Origin of the sequence: Veronia pacifica (assembly GCF_001707825.1) — a bacterium.
GTDB classification, from domain to species: domain Bacteria; phylum Pseudomonadota; class Gammaproteobacteria; order Enterobacterales; family Vibrionaceae; genus Veronia; species Veronia pacifica.
On sequence record NZ_LYBM01000055.1, the window covers coordinates 1 to 17496 of the forward strand.

The window sequence follows — 17496 nt, forward strand, 5'->3', positions numbered from 1 at the left end:
ATGTGAAGTGATCCTCGTCTTGAGCTGATATTGACGACAACCGGATGTTCCGCATGCTTTAGACTTGCCAATGTGCCCTGCACTGTACTTAGTGCACCGACGCAATGTGAGCTGAATTCAGTCATAAGGTGTTCTGGTGTACACAAGTCAGTTCGAACGCCACGATTTCCTCCGGAGCCCGCATTGTTGATCACCACATCCAGCTTTTTATCGGCCAGAAATTCCTGCAGTCGGGTTTGATAGTCAGTATCAGTGACATCTGCTATCAGCACGAAAGACTCAGGGAAATGCTGATGAATGATTGCCTTGGCTTCATCGTTTCTCACCACGGTATATACCCGGTAGCCCTTTTGATAAAAGGATTCAGCCATCGCAAAGCCGAGTCCACGATTTGCACCGGTGATCAGTACTGATTTCAAAGACGTCTTCTCCATAGGTTATCGATTATAGAATTTGCGCGACTAACGGCTGGGCAGAATAAATGAGGGATTAATTGGATAAGTGTTCTCAATGAATTTAAGCGTTGCTGTTATCAGAGCGATTAAACGAATACATACGAACTTCATCTCTTGGAAACCAACCCATCCTTTCATAGAACTGCTGAGCATTGATATTGTCGTTGTAAACAAACAAATGTGTTTTTGGAATACCGAGCACTGCCAGTGCATTAGTGGCATTATCAACCAGCTTTTTCCCAATGTGTTGTCCACGATATTTTTCTGAAACCGCAAGGTGTTGCAGGTATCCGCGCCGACCATCTGTGCCAACGAGTACCGCACCAACAATTTCGTTATTACTCTCAGCGATAAAGCTTAAGCCGGGATTACGCACTAAATACCGAGCAATATTTTCTTTAGAGTCTGCATCTCTTATGCTCATTCCCTCTGTCTGAGCCCATAATGCTATCACCGCTTCATAGTCGGCTATGTTCATTTCTCGAATTTTTATCACAATATCCCTGTTAGTCTTTCGGTGAATGTCGTTCAGTTTATGATTGCTGGAAATATGAAGAAGATGATAACAAACTGGATTTTCTTGTGAAATTCTAGGGTTGAGTGCTCGGTCGAGTATTTTACTCTGAGAGGTACTTATAGCGACTGTCGTTGAGATGAAGTGCGAGTTTACTGGGCGGGCAATATTGAACTTGAAAGAGGGAGCCAGCCCGAATCGGACGGGCTGGCTCGTTTACACTGTGTTTATGTGGGATCAGGCCTCATCTATGATGTCTTGAGCAATTTTTTCGCTCAGGCAATAAATAGGGATAGCAACAAACAATCCCGGTATTACCGGAAACGAAGACGCGTCTACCACTCTCAGGTTTTTAACCCCTCTTACCCTACATTTGGAATCCAACACTGCCATAGGGTCGTCGTCAGCACCTATTTTGTTTGTACAACTGGCATGGTGCCCCCAGGTTTCTTTCTTAATGAAGGTTTTCAGCTCTTCATCGTTTAAGTCAGCTGGAGGCCATACTTGCCTGCTCTGGTTTAATTTCAACCAGTCGAGATCATTCGCCTTATTGTTGAACGACTGGGCGATTTTTACGCCTTTTAACAGGGTATTCAACGTGTCTTCACCAGTCTGGTCATCAGGGTAGAGCTGAAAGTTAATTTCAGGCGGATGCAGTGGGTCAGTCGTTGTGACTTTCACCCATCCCTTATATGTTGTTTGATGCCCCTTTAAAACCAACCAGCTAAATAGATTATTGTTATCACCTTTAAGGAAATCTTTCGAATAACCCTTGTAGTAGCCTCTGAAGTTACCGGGCAGACCCAATAAACATAAATCGGCACGGTCACTGCCTTGGTTTGCAGGCTCTCCCGAACGCCACTTAGCAACAATGGCAATACCGTTGTTTCGGTATAGTGCATCTTTGCTTCCACTGAGATATTTGTCCAGACAGGGATCTTCACCTTCACCGAGTGTACAACCAGCAACTGATGTAAGCGGTGAGTCGTACTCGGTGACAACACTAATTTCATGGTGGTCTTGAAGGTTTTGCCCAACACCAGGCAAATCTTTTACAACAGTAATGCCAAGGCTTTCGAGATGATTTCTATCGCCAATACCGGAGAGTTGAAGTATTTGTGGGCTGTTGAACGTACCTGCCGAAATAATGACTTCTTTTCTCGCCATCAGATTCAACTCGCCTTCCGCAGCAGTATCTCCGGAGCGTGGCGATGCTTTGTACAGGTTCTTACCTGAAATGCATTTAACGCCGATCGCCTTTGGCTTCTTTGAATTTTCATCAAAAATAATATTCTTAACAAAAAGCTGAGTTTTGATGGCGAGATGTGCATATTTCACTGATGTGGATAACAAATAGTCTCTTGTGCAGTACCTCTTACCGTTTTTTGTTGCCTGAGGGACTAAGAAGCATCCGGCTTTTTCACCATCAACCGTTGCCTTCCCGTTTATATCATCGTCAAAAATATTGAAGATAGTTGAAAACCCTGACTTTGGTTCAATGCTTTTGGTTGATGCTGTTGTGAGTAATGTTGAAAAAACAATCTTAGATAATTTGAAATCTGTGGCGCTTTGAATCAGAGCTGCTGGGGTAAGATTTGGTACTGAAATGGGTAGCCATTCTTTCACTTTGCCGAAGTGACCCCACATTTTCTTATGATTCCAACCGCTGTCACCAGTAATGTTTTCTATTTGATCCCAGTCTTTATGTTCCGGGTAAATACTGATCATCGCGTTGTGTGAAGAACAACCTCCGAGGGCCGCAGCACGAGGATACAAAACACCGCTTTTCTCCTCATCATATTTGAAACCGTGGTCGTCAGCTTCATCGTGAAATTTTGGATAGAAATCCCAGCAAACCGATTCGTCTTCGGCTGCTTTGACTGAAAATGCAGGGATATTGTAAGCATTAGTATCTTCTGGTGTGACTATGCCCGCCTCTACGACAGCGACAGTAAATCCTGCTTTTGCCAGTCTTACAGCCAGCGGTGCGCCACCTGGACCGCTACCCACAACAATATAATCGAAGGTATTACCTGTTTCAGGCTCTGGCATTGGTTTACCAGTTTCAGGTGGTTTCTCGAATGCATTAACACCTGATGTAATTGCAGCTGTACTAGCGAAAGCGGCAGAACTTTTTATGAACGTTCTTCTACTGTTAGAAAATTTATTTTTGTCTGTATCCTGCTTATCTTTATCGTCTTTATTTGCCATGCTCTCCCCTTCCAATTTAATGGTCAAACATTTCCCGAATGCGCGAAATAGAGGATAGTAAAGAGTTGTCTTTTATTCCGTTTATGCCCAATAAAGTAGACATTAATTAATTAAAACTAATTGATATTTTTATTTGTTAAATTTACCTAATAAATACAATCAAATAGTTGATTAAAATTATGTGTTTTAAAATACCCATAATATTAATAATTGTTTACGCGTTGTTTTTTAACCCTGAAAAGAAGGTCATTCGACTGATTAAGAAGTGTCAAACAGTACCAAATTTCGTTTCTATATTGAGAAATTTGATTCTAAGTTGATAAAAAGATGGATGGATGTAGGCTGAAGCTATTTGATATCACTTTTGACTATTTTGTTGGTCACAAAAATCAATAATCGTCTGGTTTCATATAAACTAAGTGAAATATTAAAAAACTGTTTTGTGGTGAAAGCCATGAAAAAGGGCCTCACTTGCTGTGAGACCCACCATTCAGTGAAGATACCTATCGCTATATGGAGAACAAGTTGTGCTTAAGTTTTTCGGCTACTTGTTCGACATGTGCTCCTTTCTCTCCGATAACAATCAGTCTGTTTTTGTCGGCCTGCTTCATAACAACATTCATCTTTTCGTCAGAGAAACTTTCTGTTTCTGCACCTTGGGTTCTGACAATGAAAAATGTCATTTTCTTGCCTTCATCGGTCTGAATATCAACATGTAACCCCGGGCCAAGCTCGCCGAAAGCACAGTGGTTCACATAGGTAATTTTTCCTGGTAAACCACCTTTGAACTGCTGACCAAACGGAGACAACTTCAGATTTACTCTTTCGAGAGTCGCTCTTTCATTGGTCGCACCGGTAAACGGCACCTCACCGTAATAGTGTTTAAGGGCCATTTGACCCAGACTGTCAATTGGCTTCTCAGTAACCTTGGCTATCGTCGCCTCATTGAGTGACTGTTGAGACCAATTAAACTGCCCTATTACTATCCCGAAGACAAAAGCAATTGATGCTGCAATTGACATGTAAAATTTTGGCCTACGGTTTTCACGTTCTACTTCACTACTTTGTTTAAAAATTATTTTATCCGCGAGATCGTCTGGCACATCTACCCGAAACGTCTCATCGAGTAACTCGTCCAGCTGCTCGAGTTCCTGAACATATTTATCATTAGAAGCTGACGCCCTACGCATTTCTAAAATCTCAGGATCTTTATCCTGAGGGTTGCTTAAAACGCGCCGACGAAATTCAAGTTCGTCCACTTTTTGTTGCCCCCATATGTGTATCTTGCTGTTCTACAAACTCTTTTAATTGATTTCGAGCTCGAAACAGCCTTGTCATCACTGTTTTTTTATTTAGGTCAAGAATGTTGGCAATCTCTTCTCCACTGAATCCTGCCATCACTTGTAAAACTAATGGCTCACGATACTCAGGTTTGAGTCGCATAATTTGTCTGTGGAGCCATCGATTTTCAATACTCTTCTCATTTCCGTGAGATTGCATTTCTATCTGATGGTCATCGATATCGACAAGCTCGAGTGACTTGCGTTCAAAGCGGCGAAAGTTTTCTCGTCTTAAAATAGTAATTAACCAAGACTTCACTGCTTTTTCATCAAGCAACTTGTCCATAGAACGCCAAGCCCGAAGGCAGGTTTCCTGAACCAAGTCCTCAGCTACATCTCTATCTTTAGTTAGCCAATAAGCATATCTGTAAAGGTCTTTATGCCATACCTTTACCAAGGCTTCATATCGCTTTTCTTTATTCATAGCGATACAGACCCGTGCTTATCAAATTTTCTTTCACACATTTTTATAAAAACCTAAAGCATATTCTAACGACCTAGACCCGAATGTGAGGGATTAAATTTCAGATACAATGTGAGGTATCTCAAATCGACAGGTTTTTATTGAATAAAAAGACATAGAAATACGTGAGACAAAACGCGTGGAGAACGGGATTATATCTACTCGGTGTTATCAAAAATATCACCCAACAAACTGTTTAATAGAGAAGAGTAGTACATTCGTTTGTTTTGTCGGTTTATGGTGCACTTTTATTTGCACTGAACATTTTAATGGCGATGAGCGAGGTGGTGCTTTATCGTGGGCACTGGCCCTGATTGATATGCAGAGTCATTTCACTGTGAGCTTGCAAAGACAGCGAGCATGATGTCTATCTAAGAGCTAACGGATAAATTCAAGATCTACCTTGTCCAATTGTTCGCAAAGCGGATTGATACTCAATGCGCGCTCAAGACGTAAAAGTATTCGATTGATCAACTCTTCGGTATTTGACGTCCAGTATTCCCGTTTATCATCAAGGCTGAAATGTGCTATTCCGCAACTAAGTGCTGAAACCAAGACAAACTCGAAAATCTGACATGAATCGGAAAAACCTTCTGTCCCCTCTATTACCAGGATCAATTTAAAGTTCACTTTTCCCGCTTCGAACTGGATATGTTGCATCTCAGCCCACTGTTCACCATTTGGACCAATTATCGCTACGTAAGGCATATCAAGCGCTTTGCAGTATGCGTCTGCCAAACCTAACGACTCTTTTACGTCGTCACGAAATTTAATGACGGCGTAGCTTAGCTCTTCTTTGTAATCAAGTGTATTTGATTTCTGACGGCTGAAACGCTGCCTGAGTATTTCATATCTATCGTTCATCATAGTGCTCACATTGTTGATAAAAGTTCTTCGACTTTCTATCAAAAATTATAAGCATCAATTAGAAAAACGGCATAAATAGAACGCATTTTGTACGGAAAAGTTACCGAGTTGGTCACAGTAGGATTTAGAATGGAGTTTGTCGGAAAAGCATACTTTTTATGTAGAAAAAGTATGCTTTGTTCATAATTAGTGACACTGTCACTGTGAAATTTATATTGCTAATGTAAAGGATAAGCAGTGTTTATTGGACAAGGATGTCAGCTTACCTATGAATTTTGATTATTTGCCCTGCTCTATCATTGCTAGAATTTTTTTGGCTTTTACAAAATGGTCCAGTTTGTGAGTAAGAATCCACCATGTGGCTGCTTCCATGAGTGCTTCTGGATCATCATTTTTGTTGGCAAAAAACGCATAAAATGACACGCCTACCTGCTCTCCTTTCTTTTCTATCTTGGATTGGCATACTTCTACAATTTTGTTACGTAGCGACTGACGCATTACTTTTCCTTTACTCATTAATTTTTATGACAATTTAGCAAGTTACAAGTCACCGATCAAATAAAACTGTATATATATACAGTTTTATTATGACCTCGACGAAAGTGCTACTTTTTTGAGCAAATCCAATATGCGGAGTGGAAAAATTAGCGAAAGAGGGACTTACTCTTAAGTGAAACCTGAATAATAGAAGAGGATCGTGCAGCAAACATACATTACTCATTATGTTCAATTACTTGAGTCTAAAAAATGCACTGAGATTTACAACGTATCAATGGCATCGATAAAAAATCGCCAACTCAACACTCTATTCTTAAGCGCGCTATATAAGGACGCGTTAGCAAAGACCGAGTTAGAAGATCCCAAAGTAGAAAGAAACACTATCAGGCAGTTCCCACAGCAAAATAGACACGATACCTCTTATGTTCTTCTCTCCTTACCCCAAGCTCTCTGATAAGCATTATTTGATATAGGTCACTATCAGTAATATACATGATATCTCTCCTTTTGAAGGGAAATATTGAGCACTAAATAAACACATTCAATATTTGACTTAATATATCAATGTTAATATTGTTGCTTTGCCTAAAACACTCTGACAACAGTGAATAAATTTTTCCTTATCCATTTTTTAACTAAAAATGATAAACTTAAACATATGAATACCTTCGACCTATATTCATTTTATTCAATGTAGAACCCTGGATTAATCTAACGAATAAAATATACATTTCATTTTATCATTATTTTGATATATTGTTTATTATTCAGTCTATAAGACTAATTATTATGCTGTATTAAAAATAATTTTTATATTTTTTTAATATGACTCGAATTTTTTGTGATTAATTTTGAAAATAAAAAATACAATTATCAGAATGCTTCCTGAAGAATAAGTAATAACAAATCTTCAATTTTTTATTTTTTATAGGATTTAGTTTTTCATCAGGGAGTAGTAATGAAACTTTCAGCTTTATCATCAGCGCTATTGGTTGCGCTTTCTTTCTCTGGCTCCGCCTACGCAGAAGTGCAGGTTGATCGACTGGAGAACGTTCGTGATTTAATGACTTTCAATCCACTAAGTGACCAAGAGAAAGTCGAACTTTTTGATCAGGCGTCATTATTAATAAATGATATCTATGTCAATAAAGAGCAAAAGAATAACTATTACGGGGTAAGCCCAACGTATGCTGGTCATGTTGACCCAGACGAAGCAATGGCAAAAATTAAAGCCAAGCTTGCAGATCTGAGCACTGAGGAGTTTTATAAAGAACTTCACCTTACTTTTGCCAGCCAGCGTGATTTGCATTTAACTTATGTTTTCCCATTCCCATATCGTGCTTTCACATCGTTCTTACCGCTAACCATGACACGTATGGAAGGTAACGAAGTTCGAATCAGCACCTTGAGTGACCAGTATCTGACTGGTGATTACCTCAACGGTCAGCTAGCTCCTTCTGTTGGTGATGTACTGGTCGCATATAACGGCAAAACAGTAGAACAGATTCTTAAAGAGAAGCAAACAGTAGCACAAGGCTCTAATAACTATGGCGGTTTTGTTCGTGCATTGAGTCTTCTTACCCGTGCGCCTCAGAGTACCAAGCTTGCGCCAGAGCAAAACGAAGCAGTATTGACTTTAAAACGGGAAGCAACGGGCGAAACCTATGATGTTACTTTGCCTTGGTTGGTCACCTGGGACGATGCTGCACTCGCAGCAGCGCCACAAAATGCTGTTGCTGATATCCCGACAGTCGCGGATCTCGCCATTGCCAAAGACTCCTACCAAGAAAAAGTAAACAAGCTCAATAAGCAGTTTGGCATGCAGCAAGCCAGCTACTTTGATCTTAATCCTACAGGTGAGCCCATCCTAAACTGGGCAATCATTCCTAAAGACGGTAAGAAAGTAGGCTATATGAAGCTGGACAGCTTTGTACCAGTCAACGGCCCGGAAAAAATGATTGGCGAGCTGATCAACCTGATTCATTACAAGATGGCGGATACTGATAGCCTGATCATTGATGTTCGTGATAACCCGGGTGGTTATATTCTTATTGCCGACATCATGTCTCAGATGTTTATTCCGGGTAAAGCAGAAGTCGGTGATTTTAAAATCGTTAACTCTGACGTGAATAAGCCTATTGTTGATTTTCTGGCGCAATACGACCTGAACGTTGACATGTCTAATGGCGGCAAATACTCGAACCTGTTCCAGTTTACGTCAGATGAAGTGGCAAACAGCATCGGTCAACTTTATTACAACCCAGTTGCTGTTCTGAGTAATGCGAAAAGCTATTCAGCCGGTGATATGTTCACCTGCGCAATGCAAGACAATGGCGCAGCCGTTGTTTATGGCGAAGACCCACAAACAGGCGCTGGTGGCGCGAATGTATTCAGACATGACTTCTTGTCTTCCGTGATCGGCGGTGATTTCAAACCTCTGCCAGATAGCAGTAATATCACGGTGTCATGGGGTCAGGCGCTTCGTGAAAAATATTACAAAAATAACCTAATTGAAGATTACGGCTGTACAGCATCTGTTGATGTAAGTCTTGAGCCTATGGATCTGAAAACAGGTAACAAAGGTCAGTTTGATAAAATCATGACAGACCTGCTGAGTAAGCCTGCACCTCGTTCTTACTACAAGATCAACGGTAACAACGACCGCGTGCTACCAATGCCTAAACAAGCGCCGTCACTGAGCCTTCAAGTGAAAAATGTTGAGCACGTGGCGCTTTATGTAAATGGTCAGCTTTTCAATAAGAAGTCTGTTTACGCTTACGGTCCGGAAAAAACGGTGGTATTGCCTCTGGTTGACGGCATGCAGTCTGGCGACACCTACGAGCTTACTGTTGTTGGTCTGGACGGTGGTAATCAACCGCTTTGGAATACCAAACGTATCGTGGTAACGCAGGGAAGTGTGTATGAGAACAACACAAGCTACCCAATCCCAGATGCAAACTCTGGTGGTGTGACAAGTACTATTGATGTCACTGAGTCTGGTACTCCAGGTAAAGTAAAAGTATCGGTTGATATTTCACACACATATATTGCTGATCTACGTGTTACTCTGACCAGCCCTGCAGGCACTGAATTTGTTATTCATAATAACGATGGCGGTGCAGGCGACGATATCGTGAAAACAGTAGAATTTGATACTGGCAGCGAAGATGTTGCTGGTGTTTGGTCTCTGAAGGCTGTTGACCGTATTGGCTTCGACACGGGCACAATCAACAGTTGGAAACTAGCGCTATAAGCCTTTTTATATAAGTATTACAAGCCCGGATGTATACCGGGCTTTTTTCATTTTCTCTGTTTGATAAAACAACATTCCTTTTCAATATAAAGTGTTTTCTTCACTGAGTGAAAATCTGTCTCTCACTCTCTTTTCTTCCTAACTGTCGTCGGCAATCAATTTCGCGCACATCAGATAAGCTAGGTTTGTTCTCCTTCACGGCAACGCTGAGATTGGCTCAGGGTAAGTTTATTAACGTTATTTTGGTAATTTCATAGAAAGATAAAAAGCAGGCATAATCATATCCCCGCTTTTAATAAAAGTGCTGTTCAGTGTTTCTATTGTTTTTTTGAAATCTTATGGGAAGTAGGAAGCGCACGAGCAATATCTACTTCGCTATTCCCGCAGAGCGGATGTGAAAAACCATGAGTGGCATCATAGATGATATTGTCATCATTTGTGGCAGAAACACCACTTGGAACGAAGTCTAAGTTCAATACATCGCGCGCTTTCCAAGCGATGTTGTGATCGGCACACGAGGTATCCCCGCTCACGCCAAGTGCACCAATGATTTCGCCTTCGCTATTATAGAGACCAAGTCCCCCACCAAAGACATTGACGCCGCCAATGCGTTTGCCGTTGAGAGGATCTTTTGAGGTACCGAAGTCTTTGGCTTTTCCTTGATAGGCAACGTTTGTGTCTACTGGATTGCTAAACTGAAGCCCGAATAAGCTGCCTCCCGGCTGGGTTGCTTTCCAGAGGTTTGCTGTTGAAAGTGCCAGTCCGGAAAGGCTAAAAGCATTCGCAGTATTTGCTTTTTGTGCAGAAATAACTCGGCTTCCAGGCCACTGGTCATCAAATGAAGCCCCTGTCTTTGTCACTTGGCAGACAGTTCCATCTCGGGCTACCACACTGGCCCACATATTGAGTTCAAGGCCACCATTTTTACTGTCGCTTGTTGTCGCTACAACTTGTTTCAGAGCTTGAGTGAGTGCTTCGTGAGTTGGAAGCTGAGAACAAGATGTATTGTCAGCAGATACGCTGAATGCACTTACAAATAGTCCGATGCTGAGTACTGGTTGTACATATTGAAGTTTCAAGTTTTTCCCTCCCTGCATTAATAACTTATCTATCAATAAGAAAAGGCTAACTGACGAGAGTTACGCTTGTAAATGTAATAAACGGCAATTGACTATTACTCAGTGGTAATAATCTCGCTGTGTTGTTTTACTGGATTTTAGTTGTTCGGGTCATGAGGAAAGAGCTTCGGGTATTGCGCAGATTTGGATAGAATAAAATTTGCAAGGTTAACTCGAACGCCATCGCCTCTTGCTATGTACGTGTTTGAAACACACGCTGAGTCTTATTACTTCTAAACCCGATCCTTTCGTAAAACTTGTGTGCATCGAGCCTCTTTTCATTACAACGTACTCTTAATTTACCCAAATTGTTATCTTTAGCATAATCAACCAAGGCACGACCCACACCATGACCACGGGCATCCGGAGATACGACTAAACCAGCAATTTCAAAAAAATCTTCTGATGCAAGACGCCTAGCATGGAAGAGGTGCAGCCAGCCAATAATGACATCATTATGCTCTGCGACGAATACTTGGTCTTGGTTGGAATGGAGTAATTCTTTAAGCTTCACACTGGATTCAGCTGAGGATAACCAAGAATAACCAAGATATTTCGATACCTTATTTATACCAATGGCATCCGACTCTAATGCAAATCTAATGGTGTATTCCATTCTATCCTTCTTTGTTGTGCTTTTTGGTGCGAATCACAGCGAGTAAATCTGTGCAGTACGAATTGTCGCCACACTGACTTAACAGTGTCGTGATTTGACCTCTATGGTTAGTTTGATGATTGAAAAAGTGTAATAAGACTGAGCAGAATGATTCACGAAACTCGTTGCCTGAGGAGTTCTTATAAACCACTTCATTTACAAACTCTCTGTCGGCAATTGAGTTGACCCAGTTAATTATTACAGAATCAAGCGCAGCCCTATTCGAGCTTAATTCTGTCAAAGTTTCAAAACAATGAGTGTTATTAGTCGCCGGATTGGGGAAACCATACAGGCTCTCAGCTAAATAGAAGGAGCTCTTTACAGCGGTAAAACGATGTAGCCACATTAAATCACATGTAAATATATGGCTAGCAGTATGAAAAGCCGAACCCCAAAATGTACCTCTATCCTCATAAATAGCAGGCTCACCCATTTTACTAATATTTGAGAAAAGCGACTCGTTCATCCATTTATTGTACTCAGACATCAAGACAAATTGTTCTTTCATTGTTCAACTTCCGAACTAAATATAGGGCTAATAAATCCCAACATGTCCAATATAATTCCTGTGATTTGTCCAATATAATTCACGAGCAAAATATGCGATCGTCTGCACGCCTCAAGTCCTCTCGCGTGTAATGAATTGTCCAAAATCCCAAGTGGTAAAAATCATAAAAATGGGAAATACGACATATATTGGATAAATTGACTGGCATGGATATCTGCCGCTCTCCACCGATCATGGTGGAAGCTCATATTAAGTTGTACAAAGCAGAACAGTATTGCCGTCTTAAACCGCTCCTTATTTCTGAGACCCTTCGCGCGCAACTTCATGTTGTGAATTTTGGCATTGATGTCCTCTGCCAAGCCATTTGATACTTTCAGACGCATCGCATTGAGTATCGCTGGAAAGTGTTCTTTCACTGCCATAACGGCGACTAGTAGCGGTTTGATATCAATCAATCTGACTAAGCGAAACTACTCTCCCTGCGTGACATGTCTTATTTTAAATACATCATAAGTAGGTTTTTATTTACTTGGCATCACATATTGAATAACTAATGTTCTGCCAGATTTCTTGTTATTACTGGTAACTCTAACTCACCGTTTTTTATAGGGAATTTATGAAGAACCTGTTTATGATGGCTCCCCTTTCAGCCGCCATCGCATTCACTTTTAATGTTCACGCCGCAGAATGGATCACGCTCTCTGATATCCAAGTTAACTCACCTGCGATTTCTTCAACTTCACTTAACCAACAGTTTGGAATCGCCACAACAAATACATTTGATGAGATTCGGCGGGTTACCCTGCCGGATGGCACAGAGAAGGTAAAGCGACAGCAAACCTATCAGGGATTACCGGTTTACGGCAGTAACCTCGTCACTGAAACAAATCGCTTTGGCCTACTTCAAGCCAGTCACGCACAACTGCTCTCTGGTATCCGTGAGGACATTGAAACGATCAAACCTACGCTCAGTAAAGCAGAGGCATTGCAGCTACTTGTAGAAAGCGAAAGTGGTCAGCCAGTGGTCGAAAATGCTACGTCACGCTTGCTTATCTCCATGGACGAGGAGAGCAATGCCAGGCTTGTTTATCTGGTGAGTTATTTTGATGCAGGTAAGGTGCCTAAACGTCCATTTGCCATGATTGATGCGCATACCGGCGTCGTTGTTGATAAATGGCAAGGTCTGAATCATGCAAAAGTAGGTGTTGGCCCCGGCGGTAATGAAAAAGCGGGTAAACACTACTACGGCGTTGATCATGGAAAGCTGGATGTTACCGTAGATGGTGATACCTGCATCATGGAAAACGAAAATGTTAAAACGGTAAACCTGAATCATGATACCGATGGTAGTGACGCTTTCCGGTACCCATGTCCAGAAAACACTGTCAAAGAAATTAACGGTGCCTATTCGCCGCTGAACGATGCTCATTACTTCGGTGGTGTCGTCTTTGACATGTACAAAGATTGGTTTAATACCGCCCCACTCTCTTTCAAACTGACTATGCGGGTCCATTACGACAAGGACTATGAGAATGCGTTCTGGAATGGTAGTGCCATGACCTTCGGTGATGGAAAAAACTATTTCTATCCGCTCGTGAGCCTTGATGTTTCAGCACATGAGGTCAGTCATGGTTTTACTGAACAGAACTCAGGTCTGCAGTATCGAAGAATGTCAGGAGGTATCAATGAATCTTTCTCTGACATGTCAGGCGAGGCGGCTGAGTATTACCTCAAAGGTCGTAATGACTGGACGGTAGGTGCATCTATCTTTAAGTCAGACGGTGCACTTAGATATTTTGAAGATCCGACAAAAGATGGCCGCTCTATCAAACATGCCGACGACTATGATAATTCTGTCGGGGTGCATCAAAGCAGCGGTGTTTACAACCGTGCTTTTTACCTGCTAGCAAACACCGATGGGTGGGACGTCAAAAAAGCATTCAGCGTAATGGTACTCGCCAACCAGCTATACTGGACTCCAACTTCAACCTTTGATCAGGGTGCCTGTGGCGCTGAACGAGCTGCGAACGATCTGGGATATAACGCTCAGGATGTTGTGGACGCATTTGATGCTGTTGGCGTGATTGCCTGCACACCTCCACCAGTGGTCACACCTATAGCCGATGAAGTCAGCGTAGATAATTTAGCAGGCAGTACAGGAAGCCAAAGCTATTTCTCCATTGAGGTGCCTGAGGGCGTTGATCGATTAACGGTTAAGCTTTCGGGGGGAACCGGTAATGCAGATATATTTGTAAATGCGTTCAGGAAGCCGAAGAAAGATCGTTATGATTGCCGGTCAATCAACAGTAATAACGATGAAATATGTGAGATTGACGTTAAACAGCCGGGTACCTATTTCATTATGCTCGACAGCGACCAAGGTTTTTCTGGTGCCTCACTGGTTGCTGACTATCATTTCCCGGGCAAAGTCTTTGAAAATGAGACCTCTTACCCTATCCCAGACGCCAATTCTGCTGGTGTAACCAGCACCATTAATGTTCCTGAGTCGGCAACACCGGCAGTCGTCTACATAGGCGTAGATATAAGCCATACCTATATCGGAGACCTGCTTGTGACCGCCACAAGTCCGGCTGGCAAAGAATTTGTACTTCACAACTACGAAGGTGTTAGCGAAGACGATATTGTAAAATCATATCCGATCAAAATGGACGGCGCTGACGTAAACGGCACCTGGAAATTGAAAGTCATTGACAGAATTGGCTTTGATACCGGCAATATTAATAACTGGCACGTACGGTATTAATCTTGACGTTCATTTAGCTTTATTTTCATTAGTTAAGCCCGGTTACTCCGGGCTTTTATCACTGGATGAGTCACAATGATGGATCGCTTTCAATCCATGAGTGTCTGAGGCGATAGCAAACGCACTCTAACTTCATTTTCATAAATGTGCTCAAACACTTTTGGCCTCATTGTCTCTTTCCACCACTCGTTATACGTGCGGGCATAGACTTCCTCTCTGTGTTCCATGCTTTGGAATTCTCGAAGCCATATAAACCACTGCTCTCCCTGCTCATCCTCGTGGGTAAATGTGTTCAGTACCTTCATGCCCTTTGATATTTGGTACGGTAAAATCTGACTTTCCATCCATACGAGCCACTTTTTCATCATCCCTGGACGAAGTTTATATTCTCTCAGTTCCACAATTGCCAACGTCACTACCCCTACAAATTACGATTTTATTCTGTGCAAGCATAAGAGCTTATCTGTTCTTTTAAAACGAAAAATACACGCAAAATTGCATATGAGTGAAAAGTGACCCGGCGTAAGGTTGTCGTTAATAACCATATATAATGTCACGTCAAAGAGACTATCCTTTAACCAATCGAGGAACATATTGACGAAAAAGAACATTGTTTGTTACACCAGTAAGACTGGAGCATACCAATAGAACTAAAACACTTATAGAGCAATCGACTCGGACAACATTATGCAATCCATTTTGTTTAAACAAGAAAATGACGATACAAAAAAAAGAAGCGTCTCTGATGATATATATACAGCGATTCTTCAGGCAATTTTCGAGAGAAAACTCGCTCCTGGCGTCCGTTTAAAAGAGGAAGAGCTATGTGAGGTATTTGACACTGGCAGAGCGACCATAAGAACTGTTTTGCAAAAGCTCGCGATGAATAAGTTGGTCAACATAGTGCCAAACAGCGGGGCCTTTATTGCTGAACCGTCAAAAGAGGAAGCGAAAGAAGTTTTCGAAGCCCGGCGTTTAATTGAAAGAACCATAACACAAGAATTAGCAACTGACTTTGATCAAGAAAAAGAAAGAGTCCTGACTAGACATGTTAACAAGGAAAAGGCAGCTGAAAGGAAAGGACAAACTCACCTAAGTATCAGATTATCAGGTGAGTTTCACTTGTTACTCGGTGAATTATCGGGAAAAAAAGTCCTGACTGATATACTCCGAGAAATAATCTTTCGAACCTCATTAATCATCACCCTGTATCGCAAGCGCAGCCAATCACAACGTACATTGGGCCTTCAATGCCATCACGAACAACTCATACAATTGATGAAGTCAGGCGAAAGTGAAAAAGCGATTAAAATGATGGACGACCATCTGCTTGAAATTGAGTCACAGCTTGAACTCGAAAATATTGATGAAGAGGACGTCGACCTCAAATCGATTTTTTCAGGTCTAAAACGAGACCATTAATCGCCCGGGCTGTTTACATACCTATGAGGATCATAAGTTCTATTACGATTTGACTGGAACGTTTTCGATCCTAGTGCCCGGGTCTTGTCTAGATGACCCACCTTGAAAAGTCACCATAGATTGTTGTAAAAAAGGGGCGAGTGCTGCCCCAACCACTACCAGACACCGCCATCAGGGGGGTCGAGGAAGTAAAATCTTTTCAATTACCTAATCGGTCTGACATCCTACAAACGCCTATCACCGTGTTTTCCGCTGCTCCCAACAAGTAAGCCTACGAACGCTATGCGTTTCGTCGGGTACACAGTTATTGACCGCGAGGTCATGTTTGTTCCACAGCTTTTCTTTGGCACTGGATATACGATAAATAGGCTTATTGTCAACAAAGAATGAATGAATTGTACACATAAGCGTCAAAAAGATTTAACGCATAAGTAAGACATTCATGTAATTAATATAAAGCACTGATACAGCAGTGGGATAGAAAACAAATTTAGCTTTCCTCTCTTGTCATCAAACAGATGGACCAACCGAAGTGATGGAGTTTTATGACTAGATAAATCAACTAATCATTGTTGACAATATATATGAGTATTGAAGACATGGTATGAGTTCAAGCGCGGCAGATATTTACATCTTGCATGTTCGGGAGCGCCACAAAAAACAGCGACTGTAGTCTTTTAAGCACGCATTTCGACTAAACGACTCATGCAACATCACATACACACTCAGCAAGTATCTATTTGTAGAGCGGTTATTTAGACACCAATCTTGTTTTGAAACTAAATAGAGTTAAAAGTCTATTTAAGTAGTCGTAAGCGTTTTTTACTTATAAATTTATCCCAAAATCTTCTCATAGCTCACTTAACGAATGAAAACAAAAGTAATAAATTTCGAATAATTCATGTTACATCATATTTATTTAACTTTCATATTGTTTCAACAACTGGTTTAGATAATCTCTACTTAACTTTTAACAAAAAAGTCAATAACGTATTTATATTTAATGAATATTTATATTTAAAATAAAACAACCCATACCAGATATGTCAAAAAAATATCTTATTTAATTAAAATTCACAAGTAAATGAGGAAATAATGGCTATTACAGTCAGAGGGCTGGAAGCACATCAAAAAATGACGAAAAGACTAAAATATCTAACGAAAAAGTCAACGTTATCAGGTGCTTTAATTGAAGGAGGATATGCTGCAATACGTTACCACGATTTATACATCGAAGAACAATCTCGGGCAGAATCCCTTGAAACAGAGTTAAAAAGATTAAAGGGTACGGTAGATACGCTTATATCTTCACTTCAGATATTACAAGAATATAATCACGGCGAGAGTTAAATATATTGAGGTAGCAGGTCTTATTGACCTGTTATCTCAAATAAGCAGAGTTGTCTTTCATTATTTTTATTTGAGAAA

16 protein-coding genes are annotated in these 17496 nt (G+C 41.1%); 4 read left to right on the plus strand and 12 right to left on the minus strand.

The features are described 5' to 3' along the window. The 7 genes from A8L45_RS20475 to A8L45_RS20505 all read right to left on the minus strand — a co-directional run. Window positions 1-419: SDR family NAD(P)-dependent oxidoreductase (locus tag A8L45_RS20475; RefSeq protein WP_175402042.1), on the minus strand; the 419-nt coding region annotated here is incomplete at its 3' end. Between the two features lie 97 nt (window positions 420-516). Then, the gene (locus A8L45_RS20480; RefSeq protein ID WP_068905221.1) at window positions 517-951 is read right to left on the minus strand and encodes a GNAT family N-acetyltransferase; all 435 of its coding nucleotides are present in this window, start codon (window positions 949-951) and stop codon (window positions 517-519) included. A gap of 255 nt (window positions 952-1206) precedes the next feature. Further along, window positions 1207-3180 (minus strand): GMC family oxidoreductase, encoded by a 1974-nt coding sequence (locus A8L45_RS20485; protein ID WP_068905222.1) that lies wholly within the window; start codon window positions 3178-3180, stop codon window positions 1207-1209. A gap of 509 nt (window positions 3181-3689) precedes the next feature. Beyond that, complete coding sequence (locus A8L45_RS20490; RefSeq protein ID WP_068905223.1) at window positions 3690-4439, minus strand: DUF3379 family protein; 750 nt, start codon at window positions 4437-4439, stop codon at window positions 3690-3692. After that, window positions 4426-4944 carry a sigma-70 family RNA polymerase sigma factor gene (locus A8L45_RS20495; RefSeq protein ID WP_068905224.1) on the minus strand — a complete coding sequence of 173 codons (519 nt, stop codon included), beginning with the start codon at window positions 4942-4944 and terminating at the stop codon, window positions 4426-4428. The genes A8L45_RS20490 and A8L45_RS20495 overlap by 14 nt, the downstream gene beginning before the upstream one ends. A 417-nt stretch (window positions 4945-5361) precedes the next feature. After that, window positions 5362-5850, minus strand: a complete 489-nt coding sequence (locus A8L45_RS20500; RefSeq protein WP_068905225.1) for a hypothetical protein — start codon at window positions 5848-5850, stop codon at window positions 5362-5364. 279 nt (window positions 5851-6129) lie between these two features. Next, window positions 6130-6348: a DUF6500 family protein gene (locus tag A8L45_RS20505; protein WP_068905226.1), complete on the minus strand. Its 219-nt coding sequence runs from the start codon at window positions 6346-6348 to the stop codon at window positions 6130-6132. 958 nt (window positions 6349-7306) lie between these two features. Here A8L45_RS20505 and A8L45_RS20510 point away from each other — a divergent pair. After that, on the plus strand, window positions 7307-9601 hold the full coding sequence (locus tag A8L45_RS20510; protein ID WP_068905227.1) for a S41 family peptidase: 2295 nt from the start codon (window positions 7307-7309) through the stop codon (window positions 9599-9601). A 317-nt stretch (window positions 9602-9918) separates the two neighbouring features. Here A8L45_RS20510 and A8L45_RS20515 read toward each other — a convergent pair whose 3' ends face one another. The 4 genes from A8L45_RS20515 to A8L45_RS20530 all read right to left on the minus strand — a co-directional run bounded on the left by A8L45_RS20515 (window position 9919) and on the right by A8L45_RS20530 (window position 12337). Continuing rightward, window positions 9919-10716: a GlcG/HbpS family heme-binding protein gene (locus A8L45_RS20515; protein ID WP_245680784.1), complete on the minus strand. Its 798-nt coding sequence runs from the start codon at window positions 10714-10716 to the stop codon at window positions 9919-9921. Between the two features lie 196 nt (window positions 10717-10912). Beyond that, on the minus strand, window positions 10913-11335 hold the full coding sequence (locus A8L45_RS20520; protein WP_068905229.1) for a GNAT family N-acetyltransferase: 423 nt from the start codon (window positions 11333-11335) through the stop codon (window positions 10913-10915). Between the two features lies 1 nt (window position 11336). Continuing rightward, window positions 11337-11882 carry a DinB family protein gene (locus A8L45_RS20525; protein ID WP_068905230.1) on the minus strand — a complete coding sequence of 182 codons (546 nt, stop codon included), beginning with the start codon at window positions 11880-11882 and terminating at the stop codon, window positions 11337-11339. A gap of 161 nt (window positions 11883-12043) precedes the next feature. Next, complete coding sequence (locus tag A8L45_RS20530; protein WP_068905231.1) at window positions 12044-12337, minus strand: transposase; 294 nt, start codon at window positions 12335-12337, stop codon at window positions 12044-12046. A gap of 161 nt (window positions 12338-12498) precedes the next feature. Between A8L45_RS20530 and A8L45_RS20535 the strand changes: the two genes are divergently transcribed. Then, the gene (locus tag A8L45_RS20535) at window positions 12499-14646 is read left to right on the plus strand and encodes a M4 family metallopeptidase (protein ID WP_068905232.1); all 2148 of its coding nucleotides are present in this window, start codon (window positions 12499-12501) and stop codon (window positions 14644-14646) included. 89 nt (window positions 14647-14735) lie between these two features. Here the strand turns inward: A8L45_RS20535 and A8L45_RS20540 are convergent, their stop codons facing one another. Next, entirely contained in the window at window positions 14736-15047 is a 312-nt protein-coding gene (locus A8L45_RS20540; protein WP_245680785.1) for an NIPSNAP family protein, read from the minus strand. 286 nt (window positions 15048-15333) lie between these two features. Here A8L45_RS20540 and A8L45_RS20545 point away from each other — a divergent pair, with 286 nt between their 5' ends. Next, window positions 15334-16068, plus strand: coding sequence for a GntR family transcriptional regulator (locus tag A8L45_RS20545; RefSeq protein WP_068905234.1), 735 nt, complete (start codon window positions 15334-15336; stop codon window positions 16066-16068). Between the two features lie 1095 nt (window positions 16069-17163). Further along, window positions 17164-17418, plus strand: coding sequence for a hypothetical protein (locus A8L45_RS20550; protein WP_068905235.1), 255 nt, complete (start codon window positions 17164-17166; stop codon window positions 17416-17418). The last annotated feature ends 78 nt before the right edge of the window (window positions 17419-17496 follow it).

What these genes read in the sequence shown, in the direction of transcription:
- A8L45_RS20485 (WP_068905222.1), bottom strand. Translation starts at nt 3,180, where the DNA reads ATGGCAAATAAAGACGATAAAGATAAGCAGGATACAGACAAAAATAAA.
- A8L45_RS20495 (WP_068905224.1), bottom strand. Translation starts at nt 4,944, where the DNA reads ATGAATAAAGAAAAGCGATATGAAGCCTTGGTAAAGGTATGGCATAAA.
- A8L45_RS20500 (WP_068905225.1), bottom strand. Translation starts at nt 5,850, where the DNA reads ATGATGAACGATAGATATGAAATACTCAGGCAGCGTTTCAGCCGTCAG.
- A8L45_RS20505 (WP_068905226.1), bottom strand. Translation starts at nt 6,348, where the DNA reads ATGCGTCAGTCGCTACGTAACAAAATTGTAGAAGTATGCCAATCCAAG.
- A8L45_RS20510 (WP_068905227.1), top strand. Translation starts at nt 7,307, where the DNA reads ATGAAACTTTCAGCTTTATCATCAGCGCTATTGGTTGCGCTTTCTTTC.
- A8L45_RS20520 (WP_068905229.1), bottom strand. Translation starts at nt 11,335, where the DNA reads ATGGAATACACCATTAGATTTGCATTAGAGTCGGATGCCATTGGTATA.
- A8L45_RS20525 (WP_068905230.1), bottom strand. Translation starts at nt 11,882, where the DNA reads ATGAAAGAACAATTTGTCTTGATGTCTGAGTACAATAAATGGATGAAC.
- A8L45_RS20535 (WP_068905232.1), top strand. Translation starts at nt 12,499, where the DNA reads ATGAAGAACCTGTTTATGATGGCTCCCCTTTCAGCCGCCATCGCATTC.
- A8L45_RS20545 (WP_068905234.1), top strand. Translation starts at nt 15,334, where the DNA reads ATGCAATCCATTTTGTTTAAACAAGAAAATGACGATACAAAAAAAAGA.
- A8L45_RS20550 (WP_068905235.1), top strand. Translation starts at nt 17,164, where the DNA reads ATGGCTATTACAGTCAGAGGGCTGGAAGCACATCAAAAAATGACGAAA.